Source organism: Myroides guanonis (assembly GCF_900114085.1).
Lineage (GTDB): Bacteria > Bacteroidota > Bacteroidia > Flavobacteriales > Flavobacteriaceae > Flavobacterium > Flavobacterium guanonis.
The window spans coordinates 35,552-57,382 of record NZ_FORU01000003.1 but is presented as its reverse complement, the minus strand read 5'-3'; the positions used below and the strand labels follow the sequence as shown (position 1 = coordinate 57,382).

Below are 21,831 nucleotides of genomic sequence, written 5' to 3'. Positions count from 1 at the left end.
AGATACTTTTTTTGGTGTAACGATACTAGTTGAGGATTAAATAGAAACCATTGTAAAAGCAAAAACGCTGGTTAGTACCAACGTTTTTTATTCTTTTTAGAACTTTCTGATTTTCTAGAATTGCTCTTTGCTTTTTTATTAGAACCATTTTCTTTTGTAGGTTCTGTTTTAGCGTTTGGATCATCTGTCCAAGGATAAGGATGGTCAGAAATCGTTTTCACGCTCGCTTGAGTAAGTTTTAGAATATCGGTCCAATATGTCTTTTCGTCTTTAGAACAGAAAGAAATTGCTAAACCTGAGTTACCAGCACGTCCTGTTCTACCAATACGGTGGACGTATGATTCTGGGATGTTTGGAAGGTCAAAGTTAATTACATAGGGTAATTGATCGATGTCAATTCCTCTAGCTGCAATATCCGTTGCTACTAATACAGTACATTCTTTGTTTTTAAAGTTTTCCAATGCGCGCTGGCGAGCTCCCTGTGACTTATCACCGTGGATAGCCGCAGCTTCAACACCATTTTTCTTTAGGTATTTTACTACATTGTCTGCTCCGTGTTTTGTTCTAGAGAAAACCAATAAATTGTTTAGGTTTTCGTTGCGAATCAAATGATAAAGCAATTTTCTTTTATCTGTTTTCTCAACGAAATATACTTGTTGTTTAACCGTCTCTGCTGTTGAAGAAATAGCTGCAACGCTAACGTATTTTGGTTTTTTAAGAAAACTGTCTGCTAATTCACGAATAGCCATAGGCATCGTTGCAGAGAATAACAAAGTTTGTCTGTTATCTGGAGTAAGCTTAATGATTTTTTTCACATCATTTATGAATCCCATATCCAACATCTGATCTGCTTCATCTAATACCAAAAAGTGTAGATGATCTAAATCTAAATGTCCTTGCTTTTGTAAGTCTAATAAACGACCAGGAGTACCAATAATAATATCAGCTCCTTTTCGCAATTGTTCTACTTGTGGAATTTGAGACACACCGCCAAAAATGGTAGCTTGTGTAATATTAGTGTACTTTGCATATGCTTCAAAGTTTTCACCGATTTGTAAAGCTAATTCTCTAGTTGGTGTAACCACTAAAGCTCTTGCTTTTTTAGATCTTTTGGAGCTGTTTCCTATATTGTGTAGGTAGTGAATCATTGGGATAGCAAAAGCAGCTGTTTTTCCAGTTCCCGTTTGAGCACAACCGATAAGGTCTAATTCTTTTAATATAATTGGGATAGCCTGTGCTTGAATGGGAGTAGGTTCTGTATACCCCATTTCGCTAACCGCTTTGAGTATGTTTGTATTTAAGTTTAATTCTTCGAATGTCATATAATATGATAGGTATTTTGGGCAAAGGTACGCGATTTGAATGAAGTTTGTTTAAAAAACAATTAAAGACTCTATATAGACTCGTTTATAGTATGACAGAATTAAGTTTTTTTTAATTATTTTAGAGTAATTTTTTGTTAAAACAATATTTAAAAGTTAAGTTCGTTTACTTTTTAAATTATAACACTATGATTAGAAAAAAAATAATTTGCTTGTCCTTTTTGATTATTCCCTTTATTAGTTGGTCTCAAGAGTTTAAAGAGGTAATGCGTTATGAATACAAAATGACGTTTAAGCCTATTGTTGGTAGTGATATTGTGAAGAATGAAAATGTGTATTTAGATGTATGGGACAATAGCTCTCGGTTTGCATCAGAAGAGCGAGTAAAGTTTATTGAATTTGTATCAGATGAAAAGAATGCATTGTTTAGACGTGAAAGTATACAAGCTCCTGGCGGTAAGACTTCAGGTCAGAATTGGGTGATTCAGAAAGAAAAAAGAAGTGTTTATTATTACAGTCGTGTTGGTTCTTCTTTTTTAAAGACAGTTGAATCCTTGAATATTATTACTTGGGATATATCTTCTGAAATAAGCGATTATGAAGGCATGAAAGTACAAAAAGCAATGGCTGATTTTGGTGGACGTTCATGGACAGTGTGGTTCACCCAAGATATACCTTTAATAGATGGACCTTATAAGTTTAAGAATTTACCTGGATTTGTAGTAAAAGCAGAAAGTGCAGATGGCGATTATCTGTTTGAGTTTGCGAAAAGCGAAAAAGTACAAACAGTTTTGAAATATCATAATTATGAAACAGCAACTGTGATAAGTGTTTCAGAATTAAAGAAGCTTAGAGAAATTGCAGCTAACAAAAGTCTAAAACAAACGTTTGCGGAACAAGGTGTGAAAGTACTGACTTATGATGATCTTAATTTAGAACAACAATTAAATAAGAAGCAAGGAGACCCTGATAATTATATAGAAAGACTTTAATAGATACTATTATGATAAAGAATATTTTATGCTTAGTAACTGTACTGAGTTTTACTGTTTCAAGTTATGCACAAGAGTTTAAAGAGGTAATGCGCTATGAATATAAAATGACGTATAGGCCTCAAACTGAAAAAGATACTCTTATTGAAGATATTACCTTTTTAGATGTGTGGGATAATAATTCTCGGTTTGCATCAGAAGAACGAGTGAAGTTTATAGAGTTTGTATCCGATGATAAGAATGCCATATTTAGACGTGAAACCTTATGGGGGCCTAATAAGGAAACTTCTGGACAGAATTGGATGATTCAAAAAGAACAGCAAAGCGTTTATTATTATAATCGCGTTGGTTCTACTTTCCTAAAAACAAAAGAAATACTGAATACCATTACATGGAATATTACAGAAGAACTAAGTAATTATGAAGGTATGCAAGTGCAAAAAGCAACGGGAGATTATAAAGGACGTTCTTGGACAGTTTGGTTTACGAAAGAAATACCTTTGTTAGAAGGTCCATACAAATTTAAGAATCTACCGGGTTTTGTGGTAAAGGCAGCTTCTGCCGATGGTGATTATTTATTTGAGTTTAACAAGAGTGAAAAAGCACAAACAGTATTGAAGTATCATAATTATGAAAATGCTGCTGAAATAAATGATGTCGAGTTAAAAAAGCTTAGAAAACTTGTCGCAAATAAAAGTAAAAGACAGATTTATGCAGAACAAGGGGTAACCATGAATATAATTGATAATCCTGAGTTTGAACGAGATTTGAACAAAAAACAAGGAGATTCTAATAATTACATAGAAAAACTATAATACTTTATCCTATGCTGAAAAACGTTTTATGCCTAGTAACTGCGCTAGGGATTGTAGTTGCTAGCTATGCTCAAGAGTTTAAAGACGTAATGCGCTATGAATACAAAATGACCTATAAACCACAAATTGAAAAAGACATCATTATTGAAGATACTACCTTTTTAGATGTGTGGGATAATAACTCTCGCTTTGCAACGGAAGAAAGAGTTAAGGTTATTGAGTTTTTAATTATTGATAAAAAAAATATATCACCACTAGAAAATAGAATAGTTTCTGACCTTCCACCACTTGGACAAAATTGGGTGATTCAGAAAGAGAGGCAAAACGTTTTTTCTTTTAGTCTTGTTGGTGCTTTTTTCTTTAAAACTGAAGAATCTTTAAATAGTATTACATGGGATATTTCTTCGGAACTAAGTGATTACGAAGGCATGAAAGTTCAAAAAGCGACGGCAGATTTTGGTGGGCGTTTGTGGACGGTATGGTTTACAAAAGAAATCCCCTTGATGGAAGGACCTTATAAATTTAAAAACCTGCCGGGTTTTGTGGTGAAAGCAGCAAGTGCCGATGGGGACTATTTGTTTGAGTTCACCAAGAGTGAAAAAGCACAAACGATAATAGAATATGAAAATTATGAAACTGCGAATGTGATAAAAAAATCAGAATTAAAAAAGCTTAGAGAGGTTGCTGCTAATAAGAGTATGGAGCAAATACTTGGCGAACGTGGCATACGATTAATGTCAGAGGTTAGTTCTGAGTACAAACAAAAAATAAGTAAAAAGCAAGGAGACTCTAATAATTACATAGAAAAACTTTAAAAGAAACTATTATGATAAAGAAAGCTTTGTGTTTACTAACTGTAGCACTTTTTACAGTTACAAGTTTTGCGCAAGATTCGAAAGAAGTAATGCGCTATACGTATCAAGCGACGTTTAAACCATTTGATAAAAAAGAAGGTGTAACTCAAACACCTATAGTAGAAGAACTGTATTTAGATGTGTTGGAAAATACTTCGCGTTGTATGCCTGCTACTACTTTAGCCATGATAGAGGCAGAAATAAGTGATGAAGAAGACGATGTTTCAGAATCACAGTTTACTTGGTTGGCGGTTATTAGGGAAAACAAACAGCTTACAACTTTAGAACGATTAAATTCGTTGCAGTTATTTGCGGTTCAACAAGGTTACTTGGTAGAAGGATGGGAAATTTCTCGTGAACTAGAAGACTATAACGGTCTTCAGGTTCAAAAAGCAACATCTAAAATCGGAGGACGTCAATGGACAGCTTGGTTTACAAAAGAGATTCCTTTGATTGATGGTCCATATAAGTTTAAAAACCTTCCGGGCTTTGTGGTAAAGGTTATGGATAGTGAGGAAGATTATGTGTTTGAGTTTTTAAATAGTGCTAAAATAACTACGTTTTGGTTTACTGATATTCCAAATGCAGAAAAAATTAACGAAAAGGAATTTAAGCAAATTAAAAAGGCAAATACCAATAAGAATATGTTGCAAGTGATTGCAGAACAGGGAAGTCATTGGGCAAATGAAACTGAAGATCCGAATGTACGTGAGCAGATGACTAAGAAGTTTGGCAAAGAACCCAATCCTATCGAATTAGAATAAGGTTGTCTAATCCTCTTAAAACACTTTAATGAAATACCTTTTTATAATTTCTTTTTGCGTGCTATCGTGGTTTTCGCACGGACAGACCGTATTAAGCGGTAAAGTACTTAATGAGCAAGGAGGACCCGTAAGTTTTGCAACTGTTTCTGTAGAAAATCTAGAGACAAAAGCGGTTATCGCCTATGATTTACTAGATGAGTTAGGTGTTTTTTCCATTGCGCTTAAAACCGATTTAAAGGAAGTAAATGTGCGTGTAAGTGCTATGAATTATCGTGTTTTAAACACGGTGGTTGCTGCTAAAACGCAAGAGTTACTTTTGAAAGTAGAATCGGAAGTTACGGAGTTAGAAGAAATTGTGGTCAAAGCATCGGTAATTACGCAACAGAACGATACCATTGTTTTTGATTTGAATGCTTTTGCAGGAAAGAATGATCGGGTGTTAGAAGATGTGCTTAAGAAAATGCCGGGTATTGAGGTAGGACTAGGAGGAGAGATTAAATATCAAGGGAAGACAATTAATAAGTTCTATGTTGAGGGCAAAGATTTAATGGGGGGCAAATACAGCACCATCACCCAAGCTTTACCGAATATGCATGTGAGCAAGTTAGAGGTTTTAGAGAACCATCAACCTATTAAAATGTTGGAAGATAAGGTAGGGTCAGACAGTCCTGCTATAAACATTCGCTTGAAAAAGAGCGTTAGTTTTAGCGGTAGCGGAAAGCTAGGTGTTGGGGCAGGGCCTCTTTTGTGGAAAGCAGATGTAACGCCTATGTTGTTTACAAAAGAGTTGCAGTACGCGTTTAGTTATAGAACCAATAATACGGGACAAAGTCTTGGAGGAAGTTTAGATGGTTTTGGAAGTTATGGTTCTTTTGATATTCTTAATTATTGGAAAACGTTTGGCAATCAATTGCGTATCGCAGAAACACCCATACCGAATATTGACAACTCACGTTACCTTTTTAATACGTCTCATTATGCATCGGGCAATACTGTGTTTAACCTAAATAAAGATTTAGAGTTGCGCATTAACTTTTATTATTACAATAGTGAGGTAGAGCGAACTGGAGAACAGTACACGGAGATTAGAAATGGATTAACAGATTCGGCAAATGGAGAGATTATTCGTTATAGCAGAAAGAATGAAAGCGTTTGGTTTACGGAGAAACTCAATTCTCAATTTACTTTTACTAGAAATAACAAAGATAATTATTTGAAAGATGTATTCTCCTTCTCACTCAACAGACAAAAGGCAAGGGGAGTTTTAGCGATTAATGAAGATCCGTTGACTCAAATGACGCAGTCTCCTTCTTATAATTTACAGAATACGTTAAGCACGCTAATTCCCTTAAAGAACGACAAGTTTATTAATTTTAGGTCTATTGTAAATGTAAATCAAGATAGACAAAATTATACGGTAAGTCCTACACAATTTTTAAACACACCTAACGATTTTACAGCTCCTTACACAGCGTTAGACCAAATGTATGTAGACAATACTTTTTATACGCAGAATGCATTTTCTCTCTCTTGGAAACTTAGAAAATGGACTTTGACTGAAGAGTACAGTATTTTATATGAAAACAGTACTATTGATACCGATTTGTATGGAAAAGATACGGTTCGGGAAAGCGTTGGCAAACGATACATAAATGATTTAAACTACAATCGTTTAGAAAATGCAGCTAGAACTTCTTTTAATTACAAAGGCGTTAAATGGGATTTTAATATCAACTTACCGATTCAATGGAAAGTTTTTGATTTGAAAGACAAAGTAGAAGACGTAAAGAATACCAAGAATGCACTCACTTTTGAACCGTCTATTGGAACAACCTATCGCGCAACTAGTAGATGGACGTTTAGAGGAGGCGCTCGTACTTCTACTCACTTTACTCCTTTGAGTCAGCTTTTTCCAAATTATGTATTTAGCAGTTTAGACTTTAGTGCTTATCAAAGTAAAATAGAAAGCTCAAGAACGTATTCGTCTAATCTTAATATGGAATATAAAAATCCGTTTAATGGTATTTTTATGAATGGGGGTGCCTCTGTAAGCAGTAGTGAAAATAAGTTGTTGTACGGAAGTAAAATAGATGAGAACGGACAACAAATTATTGAAGCTATTGAACGTGATAATACAAGTGTTAGTCAATCGGCAAACTTAAATATCGGTAAATTTATAAGCGATTGGAGTACCAATATAAAGGGGAGTTTTACGTTTACTAAAAACAAAAGCGAAAGTTTGATTAATGAAAGCTTGCGCGATATTAGCATGTACAATTATGGTTATGGGTTAGAAATAACAAATAATCATTACGATTGGATGAATCTTACGTATAAAGCAAATTACGGTCAATCACAACGACTAGATACTGCATTAAAGACAAACAGTTATTCTCATAGTCAAAATGTTCGAATAGATGCTTTTCCAATAAAAAATCACAGTATTACTTGGTGGTTAGATTATAGGGAAAACACCTTTGACCATCAAACCTTTTCCAACCGCTTTATGGACGTAATGTATCGTTATAAATGGGATAAGAAAAAAATTGATTTTGAAATAGAGTGGCAAAATATATTAAACACCAAAGAGTATGAGGAGGTTATAATCAATTCTATTCAAACCTCAGCAACTAAATTTAAATTAAGACCCGCTCAGGTTTTATTCTCGGTTCGATTTAATTTTTAAAAATAAAAAATCCCGTAACGATTGAGTTGTTACGGGATTTTATATTTATGAGAAAAACTTCTTTCTTTTATTCTCCAATTAGAATATCTAGAATTGTAATAGCAGCTTCACTAATTTTTGTACCTGGACCAAATACAGCCACAGCACCAGAGTCAAACAGGTATTGATAGTCTTGTGCAGGGATTACTCCTCCTACAATAACCATAATATCTTCTCTACCATATTTCTTTAGCTCCTCGATTACTTGAGGAACCAAGGTTTTATGACCTGCTGCTAGAGACGAAACACCTAATATATGAACGTCATTTTCTACAGCTTGTTTTGCTGCTTCAGCAGGGGTTTGGAATAGTGGACCAATGTCTACATCAAAACCAACATCGGCATATCCTGTTGCAACAACTTTAGCACCACGGTCATGACCGTCTTGTCCCATTTTCGCAATCATAATACGAGGACGACGTCCTTCCATTTTTGCAAATTGGTCTGCTAGTTGTTTCGCTTTCTCAAAACTTGAGTCGTCTTTTATCTCTTTGCTATACACGCCACTAAACGATTTAATTTGTGCTTTATACCTGCCAAAAACAGTTTCCAAGGCATCGCTTATTTCTCCAAGAGTTGCGCGATGTTTGGCTGCTTCTACTGCTAAAGATAACAAATTTCCTTCGCCTGTCTTTGCCGCATTGGTCAAATCTTCCAATGCTTTGTTAACTAGGTCTTGGTTTCTAGATTCTTTAATAGATTCAAGGCGCTCGATTTGTTGTTTTCGAACGGTTTGATTATCTACCTCCAAAATGTGAAGTGGGTCTTCTTGTTTTAATCGGTATTGATTTACTCCAACAATGATATCTTGACCACTGTCTATACGCGCTTGTTTTCGTGCCGCTGCCTCTTCAATTCTCAGTTTAGGAATACCTGCTTCAATCGCTTTGGTCATTCCACCTAATTCCTCTACTTCTTCTATAAGAGCCCAAGCTTTTTCTGCAATTTCAGCCGTTAAGCTTTCTATATAAAAACTTCCTGCCCAAGGGTCAACGGTTTTGGTTATTTTAGTTTCTTCTTGTAGAAAAATTTGAGTATTTCTAGCGATTCTAGCTGAGAAGTCTGTAGGTAATGCAATAGCTTCGTCTAACGCATTGGTGTGTAATGATTGCGTTCCTCCAAATGCTGCCGCAGCTGCTTCAATGCACGTACGAGCTACGTTGTTGAAAGGATCTTGCTCTGTTAAACTCCATCCTGATGTTTGACAGTGCGTACGCAAAGCCAATGATTTTTCACTTTCAGGATTGAATTGCTTTAATAGTTTTGCCCAAAGCATTCTTCCCGCCCTCATTTTGGCTATTTCCATAAAGTGATTCATCCCGATAGCCCAGAAGAAAGAAAGTCTAGGAGCGAATTCGTCGATTTTCATTCCCGTTGCTAATCCTGTGCGGATGTATTCTAATCCGTCTGCTAAGGTGTAAGCTAATTCAATGTCTGCTGTTGCACCTGCTTCTTGCATGTGATAACCAGAGATAGAAATTGAATTAAATTTAGGCATGTTATTGCTGGTGTATTCAAAAATATCAGCAATAATTTTCATAGATGGTGTAGGAGGGTAGATGTATGTGTTACGCACCATAAACTCCTTTAATATATCGTTTTGGATTGTTCCAGAAAGAAGTTTTGGATCAACGCCTTGCTCCATTGCAGCTACTATATAGAATGCCATAATAGGTAAAACCGCACCATTCATTGTCATGGAAACTGACATTTCACCTAGTGGGATTTGATCGAAAAGTATTTTCATATCTTCCACACTGTCTATGGCAACACCTGCTTTTCCAACGTCTCCAACCACGCGTTCATGGGTAGAGTCGTAACCTCTGTGGGTAGCTAAATCAAAGGCAACAGAAAGTCCTTTTTGACCCGCAGCTAAGTTTCTTCTGTAAAAAGCATTACTTTCTTCAGCTGTAGAGAAACCTGCATATTGACGAACAGTCCATGGTCTGCGAACATACATGGTTGCGTAAGGTCCTCTTAAGTTAGGTGCAAAACCTGCTGCAAAGTCTAAATGTTCTAGGTTGTCTATATCGGCTTGACTATATGTTTTCTTAATCTCAATGCCCTCTGCTGTTGTAAAACTAACCTCATCGTTTTTTGATGTAGCAGGAGGGGTTATATGTAAATGTTGAATATCTTTTCTCATGTTCATCTTATTGTTTGGTTGTTTTCTTTTCTTCTTCTAATCGTTTTAGCTCTGTCTTTTCAGCTAAACGTTTTGGAATGATTGGGACAATAAGGGTTTTTCTAGGGTTAATTTTTACAAAAGGGTAAAGTTCTAAATCAGAGGACATAAGGTCTTGAGGATTCGGATATTTGTTAGTCCCTAATAAGATTTCTTTGCCTTGATCAAATAATTCTTGTTCTTTTTCAGCACTTTGAGAAATCTTTCGTTGGATAGTTCCTTCTATTAGTTGTGTAATGAAGCCACCATTTCGTTCGATATCTTTAAATAATGTAAGACCTTTCTCAGCAAGTTGATGGGTAAGGTTTTCAATATAATAAGCACCTTCCGCAGGGTTATTTACAGCGTTGAAATAGCTTTCTTCCTTTAAAATCAACAATTGATTTCTTGCGATACGGTCTCCAAATTCATTGTCTTTATGAAATAGGACATCATACGCTAAGTTTGTTATGGCATCGGCCCCTCCTAATATAGCACTCATGCATTCGGTGGTTGTACGTAGCATATTTACATTGTAATCGTAAATAGTTTTGTTTCGTTTTGTTGGTTTTGCCAGTATTTTGAATTCAATACCTGAATGGTATTCAGCTGCTAGAGTATTCAATACTAAACGTAAAGCTCTTAGCTTTGCGATTTCGAAAAAGTAATTAGTTCCGACTGCAACCTGAACAATTATAGTTTGTGCTTTTTGAGGAATGCGATTGAAATATTCATTTAAGTGAGCCAAGGTATATGCGATTTGCTGTACTATGGTTGCACCTGCATTTTGATATATTTCTGTGTTGATAGCAATAGAGCAGCTAGTGAACTCTTTGCTTATTTTTGATGCGATTGAAAAATCTTCATTCAAATTAGTAAACCAGTTACCATCCTTTGCTAACTGTGAAATTGGGTCTATTAATACGCAAACGTTTGCATTGTTTTCTTTTTTCCAATTCTCTATTTTTTGGATGTATTCGAACGATAAGAAACCTAGAGTAATATAAATCTCTGTCTTATTAAATGGAATAGCTTTTAAAAGTTCGATACAATCTATAGATTGAGTGTCAATAGTAAAATGAATTACTTCAGCTCCTCTTTCAAGAGTTTCTATCGCTTTAGAAATAGACTTTTGAAGATCAAAAACATATATTTCTTGAAGTACTTTAAAAGCGGAAGACTTCGTTGGAACAGCTATTGGATTGCAGTCTTCATCGTGATGATAGAAAGGTTTCACCTTAATACCTTCTAAGCTTTCCCAGACTAGGGTATCATTATAATCGGCTCCTTTAAGCTCAAATTGAATTTGTGTCTTCCATTCTTTGGAGGATACTTTATTAAAGGAATCAAACAAGGTCTTTGTCATAATGTAATAGTTCTATTTGGTAGGTATAGTATCAGTTTCTATGATATAAATATCCTCATTTTCTCGTTTCATGTAATATTTTTCACGAGCATATTTTTCAGTAGCATCACTGTTTTTTAAGCTTCGAATAGCCTCTCTGTCTCTCCTGATTTGTTCTTGGAAGTAGGCTTTGTTTTCTTCAAGTTTTTCTATTTCCTCATTGAGAACTCGATGTTCTAAATAGGAATAGTTATCTATGAATAGCATCCAAATTACAAAAAAAAGACCGGCTATAAAAAAGCGATTCTTTAATAGCTTTGGAATTCTCATTTTTGTTTTTGGTGTGTTCTCTTTCATAGTATGGTAAATTAAGAGATTTTTTGATTTATAACGGTTCTCACAATATCTATTGCAACAGTATTGTAAGTGTCGTTTGGAATGATAATATCTGCGAAAGCTTTTGATGGTTCGATAAATTGATCGTGCATTGGCTTTAGCGTATTTTGATAACGACCTAGCACCTCAACCATATCTCTTCCTCTTTCTGCTATGTCTCGTTTTAATCGACGTATTAATCGTTCATCAGAATCTGCATGTACGAAAATTTTTATGTCAAACATATCGCGAAGATCTGGATTAGAAAGAATTAAAATTCCCTCTACTATCATTACTTTTCTAGGATGCGTAGTTACATAATCTTTTGTTCGGTTGTGTTTTACAAAAGAATAAATAGGTTGTTGAATGATTTGTCCTGCCTTTAGTTCTTTAAGGTGTTCCACTAGCAATTCAAAATCTATAGACCTCGGATGATCAAAGTTGATAAGTGTCCTCTCGTCAAAGCTTAGATTGTCAGTTGCTTTATAATAAGAGTCTTGTGAAATAATTCCAACTTCTGTGTCAGGGAGTTCATTCATAATTTGTTGAACAACAGTTGTTTTTCCGCTTCCTGTTCCTCCTGCAATGCCTATAATTAACATGGTATTCCTATTTTTAGCAAAAGTAAGAATTTATCTGTTGATGCCTTACTGTTTAAATCAAAAAAAGGGCTTCCCTTAAATTGTATTTAATTATTATTTGGATTGATTCTAAATATAGGTATATTTGGTAATGAATAATTATAAAAAGAGAATTCATGGAGGTATTAACAAAACTGTTTTATTTAAAAAGACGGGACTATATAACACCACATTATATAAGAATGACATTAGAGAGTGATAGTGTTTCTGAGTATAAGGAAGTAACTTTAGGGGTGAATAATAAAATATTCATAGCTCCTGATGGAGTAAATAAGGTGTATTTGCCTGAATATGATGAAATAAGTAAAGAAACTAAACCTCTTTCAGAACTTTTGAAGCCAATCAAGAGAACATATACTTTTAAAGGGGTTGATGTTGAAAGAAAAGAAATGTATGTTGATTTTGTAGCGCACGGGGATGAAGGACCAGCTTCGAGTTGGGCAATGAACGCTCCAATTGGGGCAGAGTTGGGGGTTGCTATGAAATTAGAAAAAGGTAAAGCTTTAGTTCCAGATGTAGAAACGTGTTTTTTAATAGGTGATGCTACAGCAATTCCGGTTTTAGGAGCAATATTAGAAGAGTTAAAAGAGGATGTTCGGGTGTATGTTATAATAGAAATACAATCAGTTGAGGATATACAGCAATTGAAAACAAAAGCTAAGCTTGAATTGAAATGGTTGATCAATCCAATACCAGGTGTGAACTCAGAACTCAGCTTGGAGGGAATTCAATTTTTAGATAAGTATTCTGATGAAAAATCGTTTGCTTATGTAGCAGCAGAGTTTGAATCAGTCAAAAGTTTAAGAAACCATCTGAGAAATGTAAAAGGTTGGGATAAAGAACAGTTTTATGCTTATTCTTATTGGAAATATGGAAAGACGGAAAGTGTTTCGGAGGGTGAGCGTAGAGAAGAACGCAATAGAGTTGTTTAAATGATTTTTTTGGCATAATTTTAGCTGTAAAGTATATAAAATAAACGTGTTATGAAAAAGTTTTTAGTTTTAGGAATTTGTATTGCAGGACTATTGGTTTCGTGTAATCAGAAAAAATCAACACCTGATGAACAGGGTTTAGAAAGTTTAGAGATGGATCATCACACTGGGGAAAATTCTCTTGATATTGCAGGCGCTTACAAAGGTTTGTTACCTTGTGCTGATTGTGAGGGTATAGAAACAGTTATCATCTTAAATAATGATAAAACTTATGAGATAACTTCCATGTATCTTGGAACTAAAGGGAATGGTGAGGAGTTTGTTGAACAAGGTAGTTGGGATATTAATGGAAACATTATTAAGCTACACGACCACACTCAAGATGAATTGGTAAAACAATTGAAGATAGGAGAAGGGTATGTGAAGTACCTCGATTTAGAAGGTGAAGAGATAAAAGGAACTTTGGCGGAATTTTATATTTTAAAGAAACAATAAATTACACTTTTTTCAAGAAAGAGCTGTCTTTAATAGACGGCTTTTTTTGTTGTGTAACCTAGACAATGTTTTATTGAACCTGAATGTTAGGCTGTATAATTTTGGTTTTTTAAGGACCTAAAATAAATAGGATTAAGTTAAATTAAAATCTTTTCATTACTTTGTAGTATGGTTAAAAATCAAGCTGATTCTAGAAAAAAGTGGCATAAATTATTGCCTTGGGTTGCTGCTTTTGCACTTTTTATGCAGACGCTAGATTCTACAATTTTAAATACTGCTTTACCTTCTATAGCATTAGATTTAAATGAGTCTCCCTTACACCTACAATCTATTATTATATCTTACACGCTTACGGTTGCGCTACTTATACCTATGAGTGGTTGGCTTGCTGATAAGTTTGGAACTCAAAAGGTTTTTAGGGTAGCTATTCTCATTTTTACATTAGGGTCGTTGTGTTGTGCTATATCTACAACTCTAGATCAGTTGATCGCTTCAAGAATTCTTCAAGCTATTGGTGGTTCTATGATGGTACCGGTTGCCAGATTGGTAATTCTTTATGCCTATCCCAAAAGCAAATTATTAAAGGTTATTAATTTTATAACTATTCCAGCAATGGTTGGTCCTGTTATAGGTCCCACTGTTGGGGGTTTTTTGGTGCAATATGTTTCATGGCATTGGATTTTTTTAATCAACATTCCTATTGGACTAGCCGTGGTGTGGTTAGCTGGTTATTGTATTCCAAATTTTGTAAATAAGGTTAAGAAGTTCGATTATATTGGACTTCTCTTATTTGGAGGAGGTTTAAGTTTACTTACCTTATTGTTGGAATTAACCTCGTCTAATATCATTTCAGTTGTTACAGCTCTTTTATTGTTACTGTTGGCTATAAGTTTGTTATTGGCTTATGGATGGAGAGCTAAAAGAATTGATAATCCTTTAATTGATTTAAATTTATTCAAGATAAGAACGTTGAGAATAAGTGTATTTGGGAATATTGCAACACGTTTAGGAATTGGAGGATTATCTTTATTAATCCCTCTAATGCTACAAGTTGGGTTTGGGTATCCAGCATTTATAGCTGGTATGATTATGATTCCTTTTGCTTTGTCTAATTTGATCGGAAAATCATTTGTAGTTCCTGTTGTTACTAGATTCGGCTATAAAAAAACACTTATCTGTAATACATTGCTATTAGGGACTCTGATTGCTAGTTTTTATTTTTTAAGAATTACTACACCACTCTATGTTATTGTTCTCGTTTTATTAGTTCACGGCCTTATAAACTCAGTGCAGTTCACTTCTATGAACACGATTGCTTTAGCTGATTTGGATAAGACTAACTCGAGTGAAGGAAATAGTTTGTTAGCTGTTACACAGCAATTGGCTATTAGCTTTGGAATTTCAGTTGCTTCTTTTGTTCTATTGTTTTTTCAAAACAATGAAAATATTGAAGTAGGAGAGGAGAGTCATATTTTTAATAACTCATTTTTAGTTTTGGGTATAATTACTATTCTTTCATCACTTGTTTTTATGCGTTTAAAATCTACTGACGGTGAAAACTTATCTCGAAAAAAGGAATGGAAAGATAAAGGGATAAAGAATAAAGGACTAAAAAAGGCTGATTCTTGAGAGAAACAGCCTTTTAAATGTGTTATATAATTTCTTCCGATGTAAATCTTAGTTTTACAGTAGGGAATTTCGATTGGGTCATTTGGATTGAAAAGTCCGAATCTGCAAGAAAAACCAATTGGCCTGATTTGTCTTTTGCTAAGAATTTTTGTTTGATTCTCTTAAATTCTTTGAACTCTTCGTTTTTAGGATCTTCTGGTTTAACCCAACATGCTTTATAAGCAGGGAAGTTTTCATACGTACATTTAGCACCGTATTCATGTTCTAAACGGTATTGAATTACTTCATATTGCAAGGCTCCAACAGTACCAATAACTTTTCGTCCATTCATTTCCAATGTAAACAACTGAGCAACTCCTTCGTCCATTAATTGGTCAACTCCCTTTTCCAATTGTTTAGACTTCATTGGATCAGCATTATTGATATATCTAAAGTGTTCAGGAGAGAAGTTAGGAATACCTTTGAAAATCATTATTTCTCCTTCCGTAAGTGTATCTCCAATTTTAAAGTTTCCTGTGTCATGTAAACCAACGATATCTCCTGGATAAGAAATGTCAATAATTTCTTTTTTTTCTGCAAAGAAAGCATTTGGACTAGAGAATTTTAATTTCTTCCCTTGTCTAACATGTAAATAAGGTTTGTTTCTCTCAAAAACTCCAGAAACGATTTTGATAAACGCTAAACGGTCACGGTGTTTTGGGTCCATGTTTGCGTGTATTTTGAATACAAATCCACTAAATTCGTTTTCTGATGGTGCAACTAATCTGGTGTCTGATTCTTTTGGACGTGGAGATGGTGCTATTTCAATAAAAGCATCTAACATTTCCCGAACTCCAAAATTGTTTAAGGCTGAACCGAAGAATACAGGTTGTAATTCACTTTTTAAATAAGCTTCTCTATCAAATTCAGGATAAATTGCTTCAACTAATTCTAATTCTTCTCTAAGTGTATTTGCTGCTTTAGCTCCTACTACCTTATCAAGCTCATCTGTTTGAATGTCTTTAATACTTATTGTGTCTTCAATATTTTTTTTGCTGTCATCACTAAATAAGTTGATGTTCTTTTCCCAAATATTGTAAATACCTTTAAAGTCATATCCCATTCCAATAGGGAAACTCATTGGAGTTACTTTTAATTGCAATTTTTGCTCTACTTCATCCATTAACTCAAAAGCATCACGTCCCTCACGGTCAAGTTTATTGATGAAAATGATCATTGGAATACTTCTCATTCTACATACTTCAACCAATTTTTCGGTTTGTTCCTCGACTCCTTTTGCAACGTCGATTACCACAATTACACTGTCAACAGCGGTAAGTGTTCTAAAAGTATCTTCAGCAAAATCCTTATGACCTGGTGTATCTAAGATGTTTATCTTTTTATTTTTGTAATTGAAAGCCAATACAGAAGTTGCAACAGATATTCCTCTCTGACGCTCAATTTCCATAAAGTCGGAAGTAGCCCCTTTTTTGATTTTATTGTTCTTTACTGCACCTGCTTCTTGAATAGCTCCACCAAATAATAATAATTTTTCAGTTAAGGTGGTCTTTCCTGCATCGGGGTGAGCAATTACACCAAAGGTTCTTCTACGCTCGATTTCTTTTAAAAAACTCATTGTGACAAAAATTTAAGATGCAAAAGTAATTATTATTTATTGAAATCAAGTTTTTAAAGTTTTGGAAGCTATAAAACTCTGGACTGAATGAAGTGATAGACTTATTTGTGCCCCATCGCTTTATAAGAACTGCGTACATTGGATTATGATTCTACTTAGATTTTAGGATATCTTACATAATAGAAATTTAAGGTTGAAGTAGTAAAAAAATACAATTATAAAACGCAATATATTATTGTAACTAGTTGCTCTTTTTATATGTAGTGCATCTATACTCCATCTATAGATTAGGGGGTTTTTATAGACTGACTATAGATGGATTATAGTTAGTTTATAGATGAAAACAGACAGAAAGTCATTACTGTCTTTTTAATATTAAGAACATTTAGATAAAACGTAATGAAATTTTATTGATAAAAGTGTTTTAGATTGAACCAAAAGGTTTGCTTTAATCTCCCATTTAGGTTAGGAAGTGGAGTTTCTAAGTGGAATTGTAGTATATATGAAATTTTAAGTAAATGGGTATTATAGGTTGTGGAGTTGTTACACAAAGAATTTAAGTAGTAGTAAGCGAAAGGAGAGTTTTAGAAGAAAAACATAGAAGTTTCAAGGATGTAATGATGTAGTATTACACCAGTAGAAAAGAATGTAAAGTTATTATGAAACGATTGTTGTACTAAAAGGCTAGATAATATTTTGTTAATAAAAGACCTCAATTAAAACTATATGGGGCTTATTGTTATTTTTGTTTGATTCAATTCTTCCAAAATGATTAGATTTGAAACTTTTATACAAATCTAACAGCAACTGTGAATACTTCAATTATGAATTTAAAACGACTACTTACTATTTTGTGTATTGGAATGACAGTTAGTTATTCAGTGGCTCAAAAGAACGCAAAAGAGGTTTTATTTACAATTGATGAGCAACCGTATTACATAGAGGATTTCAACTATGTATATAACAAAAATATTGATTTAATTCCTGAATCAGAAAGGGATGTTAAGGAATATTTGAACCTATATATTGATTATAAATTAAAAGTCCTTAAAGCTAAAGAACTAGGATTGGATACTTTGAAACTCTACAAAGAAGAATTAAGTCAGAATAGAAATCAATTGGTTGCAAGGTATTTAAGTTCTGAAAAAATCACTGACGCATTGATACAAGAAGCTTATGAACGCTCTTTGAAAGAAATTAATGCTTCTCATATTCTTTTTTTATTAGATCCTAATGCTCGTCCTCAAGATAGTTTGAAGATGTATGACAAGGCAATGAGTGTCAGAAACGAAATACAATCAGGAGCCAGTTTCTCTGAAATGGCCAAAAAGTATTCTGATGATCCCTCTGCCCAAGAAAATGGAGGAAATGTTGGTTTTTTTAGCGTGTTTAAGATGGTTTATCCATTTGAAACGGGTGCTTATAACACTAATGTTGGTGATGTGTCATTACCAGTGCGAAGTCAGTTTGGATATCATCTTATTAAGGTAGAGGATGTTCGAGATACAAGAGGAGAGATTTCTATTGCTCATTTAATGCTTCTGAAATCTGAGGAGGGTAATATTGATAAAGATAAGGAGGTTGAAAAACGCATTAAAGAGCTCTATAAGCAATTGAAATCTGGGGCTGATTTTGAAGTACTTGTTAAACAATATTCGGATGACAAAATAACAAAAGATAGAGGTGGAGAGATTCAACGGTTTACTTCTGGTGCACTTCGAAATCCTGTCTTAGAAGATATTGCTTATGCTTTAAATAACCCAAATGAGATTTCAGAACCCATAGAGACGGATTATGCTTGGCATATTGTCCGATTAAAAGAGAAATTCCCTTTACCAAGTTTTGAGGCTATAAAAGGTAGTTTAAAGGTTAAGGTTAGAAGAGATGAACGATCTAGGGTTATCAATGATCATCTAATAGAAGAATTGAAGATACAATTCCCGATAGAGGAAAGTAGATTATTAGTAAAAAAACTTCCTAGTTATTTTTCTGAAAAGGTTTTGTCCAATTCATGGAAAGTAACTGAAATAGGTTCTTATAAAGATTCTTTTTTGGTGAAAATCAATAATTCAATGGAGTTGAAGCTATCTGATTTTTTTGGATATGTTGTAGGTAATCAGTTGACTGTTCGAAATTTTAAGGAGGTGCCTATTGCTATAGAGGTTCTTTACAAAAATTTCGTAGAAACAGAGTTAAAGAATTATTACACAACAAATTTAGAGGATTTAAATTTGGAATTTAAGGCTTTGATAACAGAGTATCAAGATGGTTTGTTGCTATTTGATTTAATGCAAAAAGAGGTTTGGCAAAAGGTGAAGTCAGATACAGTAGGATATACTGAGTATTATAATAATCATAAAGCTGATTATTATATTAAAGAGAAGGCTAGTGTATTGCGATTTAAATTGACAAATAAAAAAGAAGCTAAGAAAATAAAGAAATTGCTATTGCAAGGGAAAACTAAAGTTGAGGTGTTAGAATCTTTTAATTCGAAACATACTCAATCTTGGTTGGTTGATGAAATGATATTAGATACTCAAGAGCTATTAAAGGATATAAAGGAGCCGATTAAGGAAGGAGTATATGATTTCCAACATGAAAGCGAATTTACAGTGATTCAGGTAAAAGAAGTTTTTGTGGCTAGAACAGCATCTTTAGATGAGAAAAGAGATAAAGTAATTTCGGATTATCAAGAAGAGTATGAGCGAAAATGGATGGAATCGTTGAGAAGAAATAAAATTATAAAGCGTAATATGGAAGTATTAAAGCAAATGTAAAAAATAGGTTTATGAGAAAAGTACTACCTAAAAAAGCTGTGTTTTTATTGTTTTTGATTTTAGGGTTAACAAGCTCGTGTTTTAAAAATAATGGAAAAATCGAAGATTCAGTTGCTCGTGTAAATGATAATTATTTACCTAAATCTGAATTAGAAAGTTTAGTTCCATTAGGTACATCTCAGGAAGATAGTATATCAATGGTTAAAAACTATATGGATAGTTGGGCAACAAAGCAGCTATTGTTAGACGCAGCTGATTTTAATTTAAGTGATGAAAAGAAAGAAGAGATTCAGGAATTAGTTAATAATTTTAAAAACGACTTGCTTACAACGGCTTATTTAGATTTATTGGTACGCCAAAAGGTTGATACAGTAGTTCAAGATTCTGATTTAAGAGCTTATTATGAGCAAAATAAAGAACGATTACTAACAGATGATGTATTGGTACAATTACGTTATGTAAATGTCATGAATGGGAATACAAATTTAAGTAAGATTAAAAAATACTTTATGTCTTCTAAAAAAGAAGATTTTAGTAAGTTAGAAGATTTATCTTTGCAGATGAAGTCCTATGCGTTAAATGACACAGTATGGGTAAATGTGAATCAAATTTACGACCGCTTGCCGTTTGTTACACCTGAAAATGTTTCGACCTATTTGTCAGGAAATATGTTTTATGAGGTTCAGGATTCGGTGAGTACCTATATGGTAAAAGTGTTTAAGGTTTTACAAAAAAAGTCTATTGCTCCGTATGATTACATCAAGCCAACATTGGAAATGATGTTGTTAAACAATAGAAAAATGGAATTAATGAAAAAATTACAAAAAGATATTTTAGATGATGCAACAAAAAACAAGAAATATGAAGTTTATAAATAAAAGGAAAGCTTTAGTATTTGGGCTTTTATTGACTTTGACAGGAGTTGGAGTAATGGCTCAAGATGATGCTAAAAAGAAAGTCGATGGAGTTGTAGGGGTTGTTGGAGAATACGTGATTTTAGATTCCGATATAGATAAAACATTGGTAGAGCTTCAGGCGCAAGGAATTTCTACCGCGGGAATAACTAGATGTCAAATGTTTGGAAAACTTTTGGAAGATAGAATGTTTGCACACCATGCTATACAAGATAGTTTAGAAGTTACTGATGTTGAGATAAATGGTTTTATGGATCAACAAATCGAAACGATGGTGGAGCGCGTTGGGTCGATGAAAGAAATTCTGGCTTTTTACAATAAGAAGTCAGTTGAAGAGTTCCGTGAGTATTTCTATGATATTGTAAAGCAAAATAAGCTTACTCAAAACATGCAATCTCATATCGTGAAAAACGTACAGATTACACCAGAAGAAGTTCGTCAATTCTTTAATGAAATTCCAAAAGACCAATTACCTATGGTTGGAGACGAAGTGGAATTGGCAGAGATAGTTGTGAAACCTGTGGTATCTAAAGAACAAAAGCAAAAAGTAATCGATCGTTTAAATGAAATGCGTTCTGAAGTTTTAAATGGAGGAGGTAGTTTCTTTAGTAAAGCTGTTTTGTTTTCAGAAGATAAAGCGTCTGTTCCCAATGGAGGTTTTTATTCAATAACTAAGAAAACGGCATTTGTAAAAGAGTTTAAGGATGTTGCATTCAGTATGGCTGAGGGTGAGATATCTGCTCCATTTGAATCGGAGTATGGTTTTCATATTATTTATTTGGAAAAAATCAGAGGACAACAATTAGATTTACGTCATATCTTATTAAGTCCTAAGCCAACAGAAGAAGCTGTTGAAGAGGCAAAGGTTAAAATTGAAGGTATACGCAAGAAAATTGTAGATGGTGAAATAACTTTTGAAGAAGCAGCATTAGCTTCTTCTGATGAGAAGGATACTAGGAATAACGGTGGGATTTTAAGACATCCAATGACTCAAGATCCTCGCTTTGAATTAAATAAGATGGAAGATAGATCTTTGTATTCTTTGGTTTCTAATTTAAAAGAAGGGGAGATATCACAACCTGCAATAAAAGTAGGGCAAACTGGGGATAAATCATATCGTATTGTGAAAGTGAATAAGAGATTGAAAGAACATTTAATCGATTATGTAGAAGATTACACCAAAGTGAAAGAGCTAGCTTTGAATAAAAAACAAGGAGAGGCTGTCTCAAAATGGTTAAATGATAAGATAAATGACACTTATATTGATATTCAAGGTGAATATAGAGACTGCGAATTTCAAAATAATTGGTTGAAAAAATAAGAATTACCTATTATTTTAGGCTTAAAAAGACATTTTGACAATTGTTCAAAATGTCTTTTTTTTATGAAACCATGTCATTCATTTTGAATATGATATTTTAATGATTAAAAAATAAATAATTTCAAATTAAATGCCTCAAAGTATTAAAATC

Annotated in this window: 17 protein-coding genes; 11 read left to right on the top strand and 6 right to left on the bottom strand. The window is 33.7% G+C overall.

All coding sequences use genetic code 11. The features are described from left to right. Nucleotides 1-71 precede the first annotated feature (71 nt). A complete protein-coding gene (locus BM024_RS03735; RefSeq protein ID WP_090678125.1) occupies nt 72-1,322 on the bottom strand; it encodes a DEAD/DEAH box helicase in 1,251 nt (416 codons plus the stop codon). A 188-nt stretch (nt 1,323-1,510) separates the two neighbouring features. On the opposite strand from BM024_RS03735, the gene BM024_RS03730 reads away from it, so the two are divergent. The 5 genes from BM024_RS03730 to BM024_RS03710 are packed head-to-tail and all read left to right on the top strand — an operon-like array spanning nt 1,511 to nt 7,433. Further along, nucleotides 1,511-2,314, top strand: coding sequence for a GLPGLI family protein (locus BM024_RS03730; RefSeq protein ID WP_090678124.1), 804 nt, complete (start codon nt 1,511-1,513; stop codon nt 2,312-2,314). Nucleotides 2,315-2,325: 11 nt separating this feature from the next. Further along, on the top strand, nt 2,326-3,129 hold the full coding sequence (locus tag BM024_RS03725) for a GLPGLI family protein (RefSeq protein ID WP_090678123.1): 804 nt from the start codon (nt 2,326-2,328) through the stop codon (nt 3,127-3,129). 11 nt (nt 3,130-3,140) lie between these two features. Next, the gene (locus BM024_RS03720) at nt 3,141-3,944 is read left to right on the top strand and encodes a GLPGLI family protein (RefSeq protein WP_090678122.1); all 804 of its coding nucleotides are present in this window, start codon (nt 3,141-3,143) and stop codon (nt 3,942-3,944) included. Between the two features lie 11 nt (nt 3,945-3,955). Continuing rightward, entirely contained in the window at nt 3,956-4,747 is a 792-nt protein-coding gene (locus BM024_RS03715; protein ID WP_090678121.1) for a GLPGLI family protein, read from the top strand. A gap of 28 nt (nt 4,748-4,775) precedes the next feature. After that, complete coding sequence (locus BM024_RS03710) at nt 4,776-7,433, top strand: peptidase associated/transthyretin-like domain-containing protein (RefSeq protein WP_090678120.1); 2,658 nt, start codon at nt 4,776-4,778, stop codon at nt 7,431-7,433. 67 nt (nt 7,434-7,500) lie between these two features. Here the strand turns inward: BM024_RS03710 and scpA are convergent, their stop codons facing one another. The 4 genes from scpA to udk are packed head-to-tail and all read right to left on the bottom strand — an operon-like array spanning nt 7,501 to nt 11,958. After that, nucleotides 7,501-9,618 carry a methylmalonyl-CoA mutase gene (gene scpA, locus BM024_RS03705; protein ID WP_090678290.1) on the bottom strand — a complete coding sequence of 706 codons (2,118 nt, stop codon included), beginning with the start codon at nt 9,616-9,618 and terminating at the stop codon, nt 7,501-7,503. 7 nt (nt 9,619-9,625) lie between these two features. After that, complete coding sequence (locus BM024_RS03700; RefSeq protein WP_090678119.1) at nt 9,626-11,002, bottom strand: methylmalonyl-CoA mutase subunit beta; 1,377 nt, start codon at nt 11,000-11,002, stop codon at nt 9,626-9,628. 12 nt (nt 11,003-11,014) lie between these two features. Beyond that, a complete protein-coding gene (locus tag BM024_RS03695; protein WP_090678118.1) occupies nt 11,015-11,338 on the bottom strand; it encodes an FtsB family cell division protein in 324 nt (107 codons plus the stop codon). Nucleotides 11,339-11,349: 11 nt separating this feature from the next. Continuing rightward, nucleotides 11,350-11,958 carry a uridine kinase gene (gene udk / locus BM024_RS03690; protein ID WP_090678117.1) on the bottom strand — a complete coding sequence of 203 codons (609 nt, stop codon included), beginning with the start codon at nt 11,956-11,958 and terminating at the stop codon, nt 11,350-11,352. Between the two features lie 155 nt (nt 11,959-12,113). On the opposite strand from udk, the gene BM024_RS03685 reads away from it, so the two are divergent. The 3 genes from BM024_RS03685 to mdtD all read left to right on the top strand — a co-directional run bounded on the left by BM024_RS03685 (nt 12,114) and on the right by mdtD (nt 15,053). Next, entirely contained in the window at nt 12,114-12,929 is an 816-nt protein-coding gene (locus tag BM024_RS03685) for a siderophore-interacting protein (protein ID WP_090678116.1), read from the top strand. Nucleotides 12,930-12,980: 51 nt separating this feature from the next. Next, nucleotides 12,981-13,424: a copper resistance protein NlpE gene (locus tag BM024_RS03680; protein WP_090678115.1), complete on the top strand. Its 444-nt coding sequence runs from the start codon at nt 12,981-12,983 to the stop codon at nt 13,422-13,424. Nucleotides 13,425-13,592: 168 nt separating this feature from the next. After that, nucleotides 13,593-15,053, top strand: coding sequence for a multidrug transporter subunit MdtD (mdtD, locus tag BM024_RS03675; RefSeq protein WP_090678114.1), 1,461 nt, complete (start codon nt 13,593-13,595; stop codon nt 15,051-15,053). A gap of 22 nt (nt 15,054-15,075) precedes the next feature. Here the strand turns inward: mdtD and BM024_RS03670 are convergent, their stop codons facing one another. Further along, nucleotides 15,076-16,668, bottom strand: a complete 1,593-nt coding sequence (locus tag BM024_RS03670) for a peptide chain release factor 3 (RefSeq protein WP_090678113.1) — start codon at nt 16,666-16,668, stop codon at nt 15,076-15,078. An 824-nt stretch (nt 16,669-17,492) separates the two neighbouring features. Here BM024_RS03670 and BM024_RS03665 point away from each other — a divergent pair. Genes BM024_RS03665 through BM024_RS03655 form a run of 3 tightly spaced genes read left to right on the top strand, consistent with a single transcriptional unit; the run spans nt 17,493 to nt 21,680 of the window. Further along, nucleotides 17,493-19,445 carry a peptidylprolyl isomerase gene (locus BM024_RS03665; RefSeq protein WP_090678112.1) on the top strand — a complete coding sequence of 651 codons (1,953 nt, stop codon included), beginning with the start codon at nt 17,493-17,495 and terminating at the stop codon, nt 19,443-19,445. A gap of 11 nt (nt 19,446-19,456) precedes the next feature. Next, the gene (locus tag BM024_RS03660) at nt 19,457-20,323 is read left to right on the top strand and encodes a hypothetical protein (protein ID WP_090678111.1); all 867 of its coding nucleotides are present in this window, start codon (nt 19,457-19,459) and stop codon (nt 20,321-20,323) included. Continuing rightward, complete coding sequence (locus tag BM024_RS03655; protein ID WP_090678289.1) at nt 20,307-21,680, top strand: peptidylprolyl isomerase; 1,374 nt, start codon at nt 20,307-20,309, stop codon at nt 21,678-21,680. The genes BM024_RS03660 and BM024_RS03655 overlap by 17 nt, the downstream gene beginning before the upstream one ends. Nucleotides 21,681-21,831: the final 151 nt, after the last annotated feature.

Excerpts from the sequence above, each read along its gene's own strand:
- BM024_RS03735 (WP_090678125.1), bottom strand. The coding sequence starts at position 1,322 with ATGACATTCGAAGAATTAAACTTAAATACAAACATACTCAAAGCGGTT.
- BM024_RS03730 (WP_090678124.1), top strand. The coding sequence starts at position 1,511 with ATGATTAGAAAAAAAATAATTTGCTTGTCCTTTTTGATTATTCCCTTT.
- BM024_RS03725 (WP_090678123.1), top strand. The coding sequence starts at position 2,326 with ATGATAAAGAATATTTTATGCTTAGTAACTGTACTGAGTTTTACTGTT.
- BM024_RS03720 (WP_090678122.1), top strand. The coding sequence starts at position 3,141 with ATGCTGAAAAACGTTTTATGCCTAGTAACTGCGCTAGGGATTGTAGTT.
- BM024_RS03715 (WP_090678121.1), top strand. The coding sequence starts at position 3,956 with ATGATAAAGAAAGCTTTGTGTTTACTAACTGTAGCACTTTTTACAGTT.
- BM024_RS03710 (WP_090678120.1), top strand. The coding sequence starts at position 4,776 with ATGAAATACCTTTTTATAATTTCTTTTTGCGTGCTATCGTGGTTTTCG.
- scpA (WP_090678290.1), bottom strand. The coding sequence starts at position 9,618 with ATGAGAAAAGATATTCAACATTTACATATAACCCCTCCTGCTACATCA.
- BM024_RS03700 (WP_090678119.1), bottom strand. The coding sequence starts at position 11,002 with ATGACAAAGACCTTGTTTGATTCCTTTAATAAAGTATCCTCCAAAGAA.
- BM024_RS03695 (WP_090678118.1), bottom strand. The coding sequence starts at position 11,338 with ATGAAAGAGAACACACCAAAAACAAAAATGAGAATTCCAAAGCTATTA.
- udk (WP_090678117.1), bottom strand. The coding sequence starts at position 11,958 with ATGTTAATTATAGGCATTGCAGGAGGAACAGGAAGCGGAAAAACAACT.
- BM024_RS03685 (WP_090678116.1), top strand. The coding sequence starts at position 12,114 with ATGGAGGTATTAACAAAACTGTTTTATTTAAAAAGACGGGACTATATA.
- BM024_RS03680 (WP_090678115.1), top strand. The coding sequence starts at position 12,981 with ATGAAAAAGTTTTTAGTTTTAGGAATTTGTATTGCAGGACTATTGGTT.
- mdtD (WP_090678114.1), top strand. The coding sequence starts at position 13,593 with ATGGTTAAAAATCAAGCTGATTCTAGAAAAAAGTGGCATAAATTATTG.
- BM024_RS03670 (WP_090678113.1), bottom strand. The coding sequence starts at position 16,668 with ATGAGTTTTTTAAAAGAAATCGAGCGTAGAAGAACCTTTGGTGTAATT.
- BM024_RS03665 (WP_090678112.1), top strand. The coding sequence starts at position 17,493 with ATGAATTTAAAACGACTACTTACTATTTTGTGTATTGGAATGACAGTT.
- BM024_RS03660 (WP_090678111.1), top strand. The coding sequence starts at position 19,457 with ATGAGAAAAGTACTACCTAAAAAAGCTGTGTTTTTATTGTTTTTGATT.
- BM024_RS03655 (WP_090678289.1), top strand. The coding sequence starts at position 20,307 with ATGAAGTTTATAAATAAAAGGAAAGCTTTAGTATTTGGGCTTTTATTG.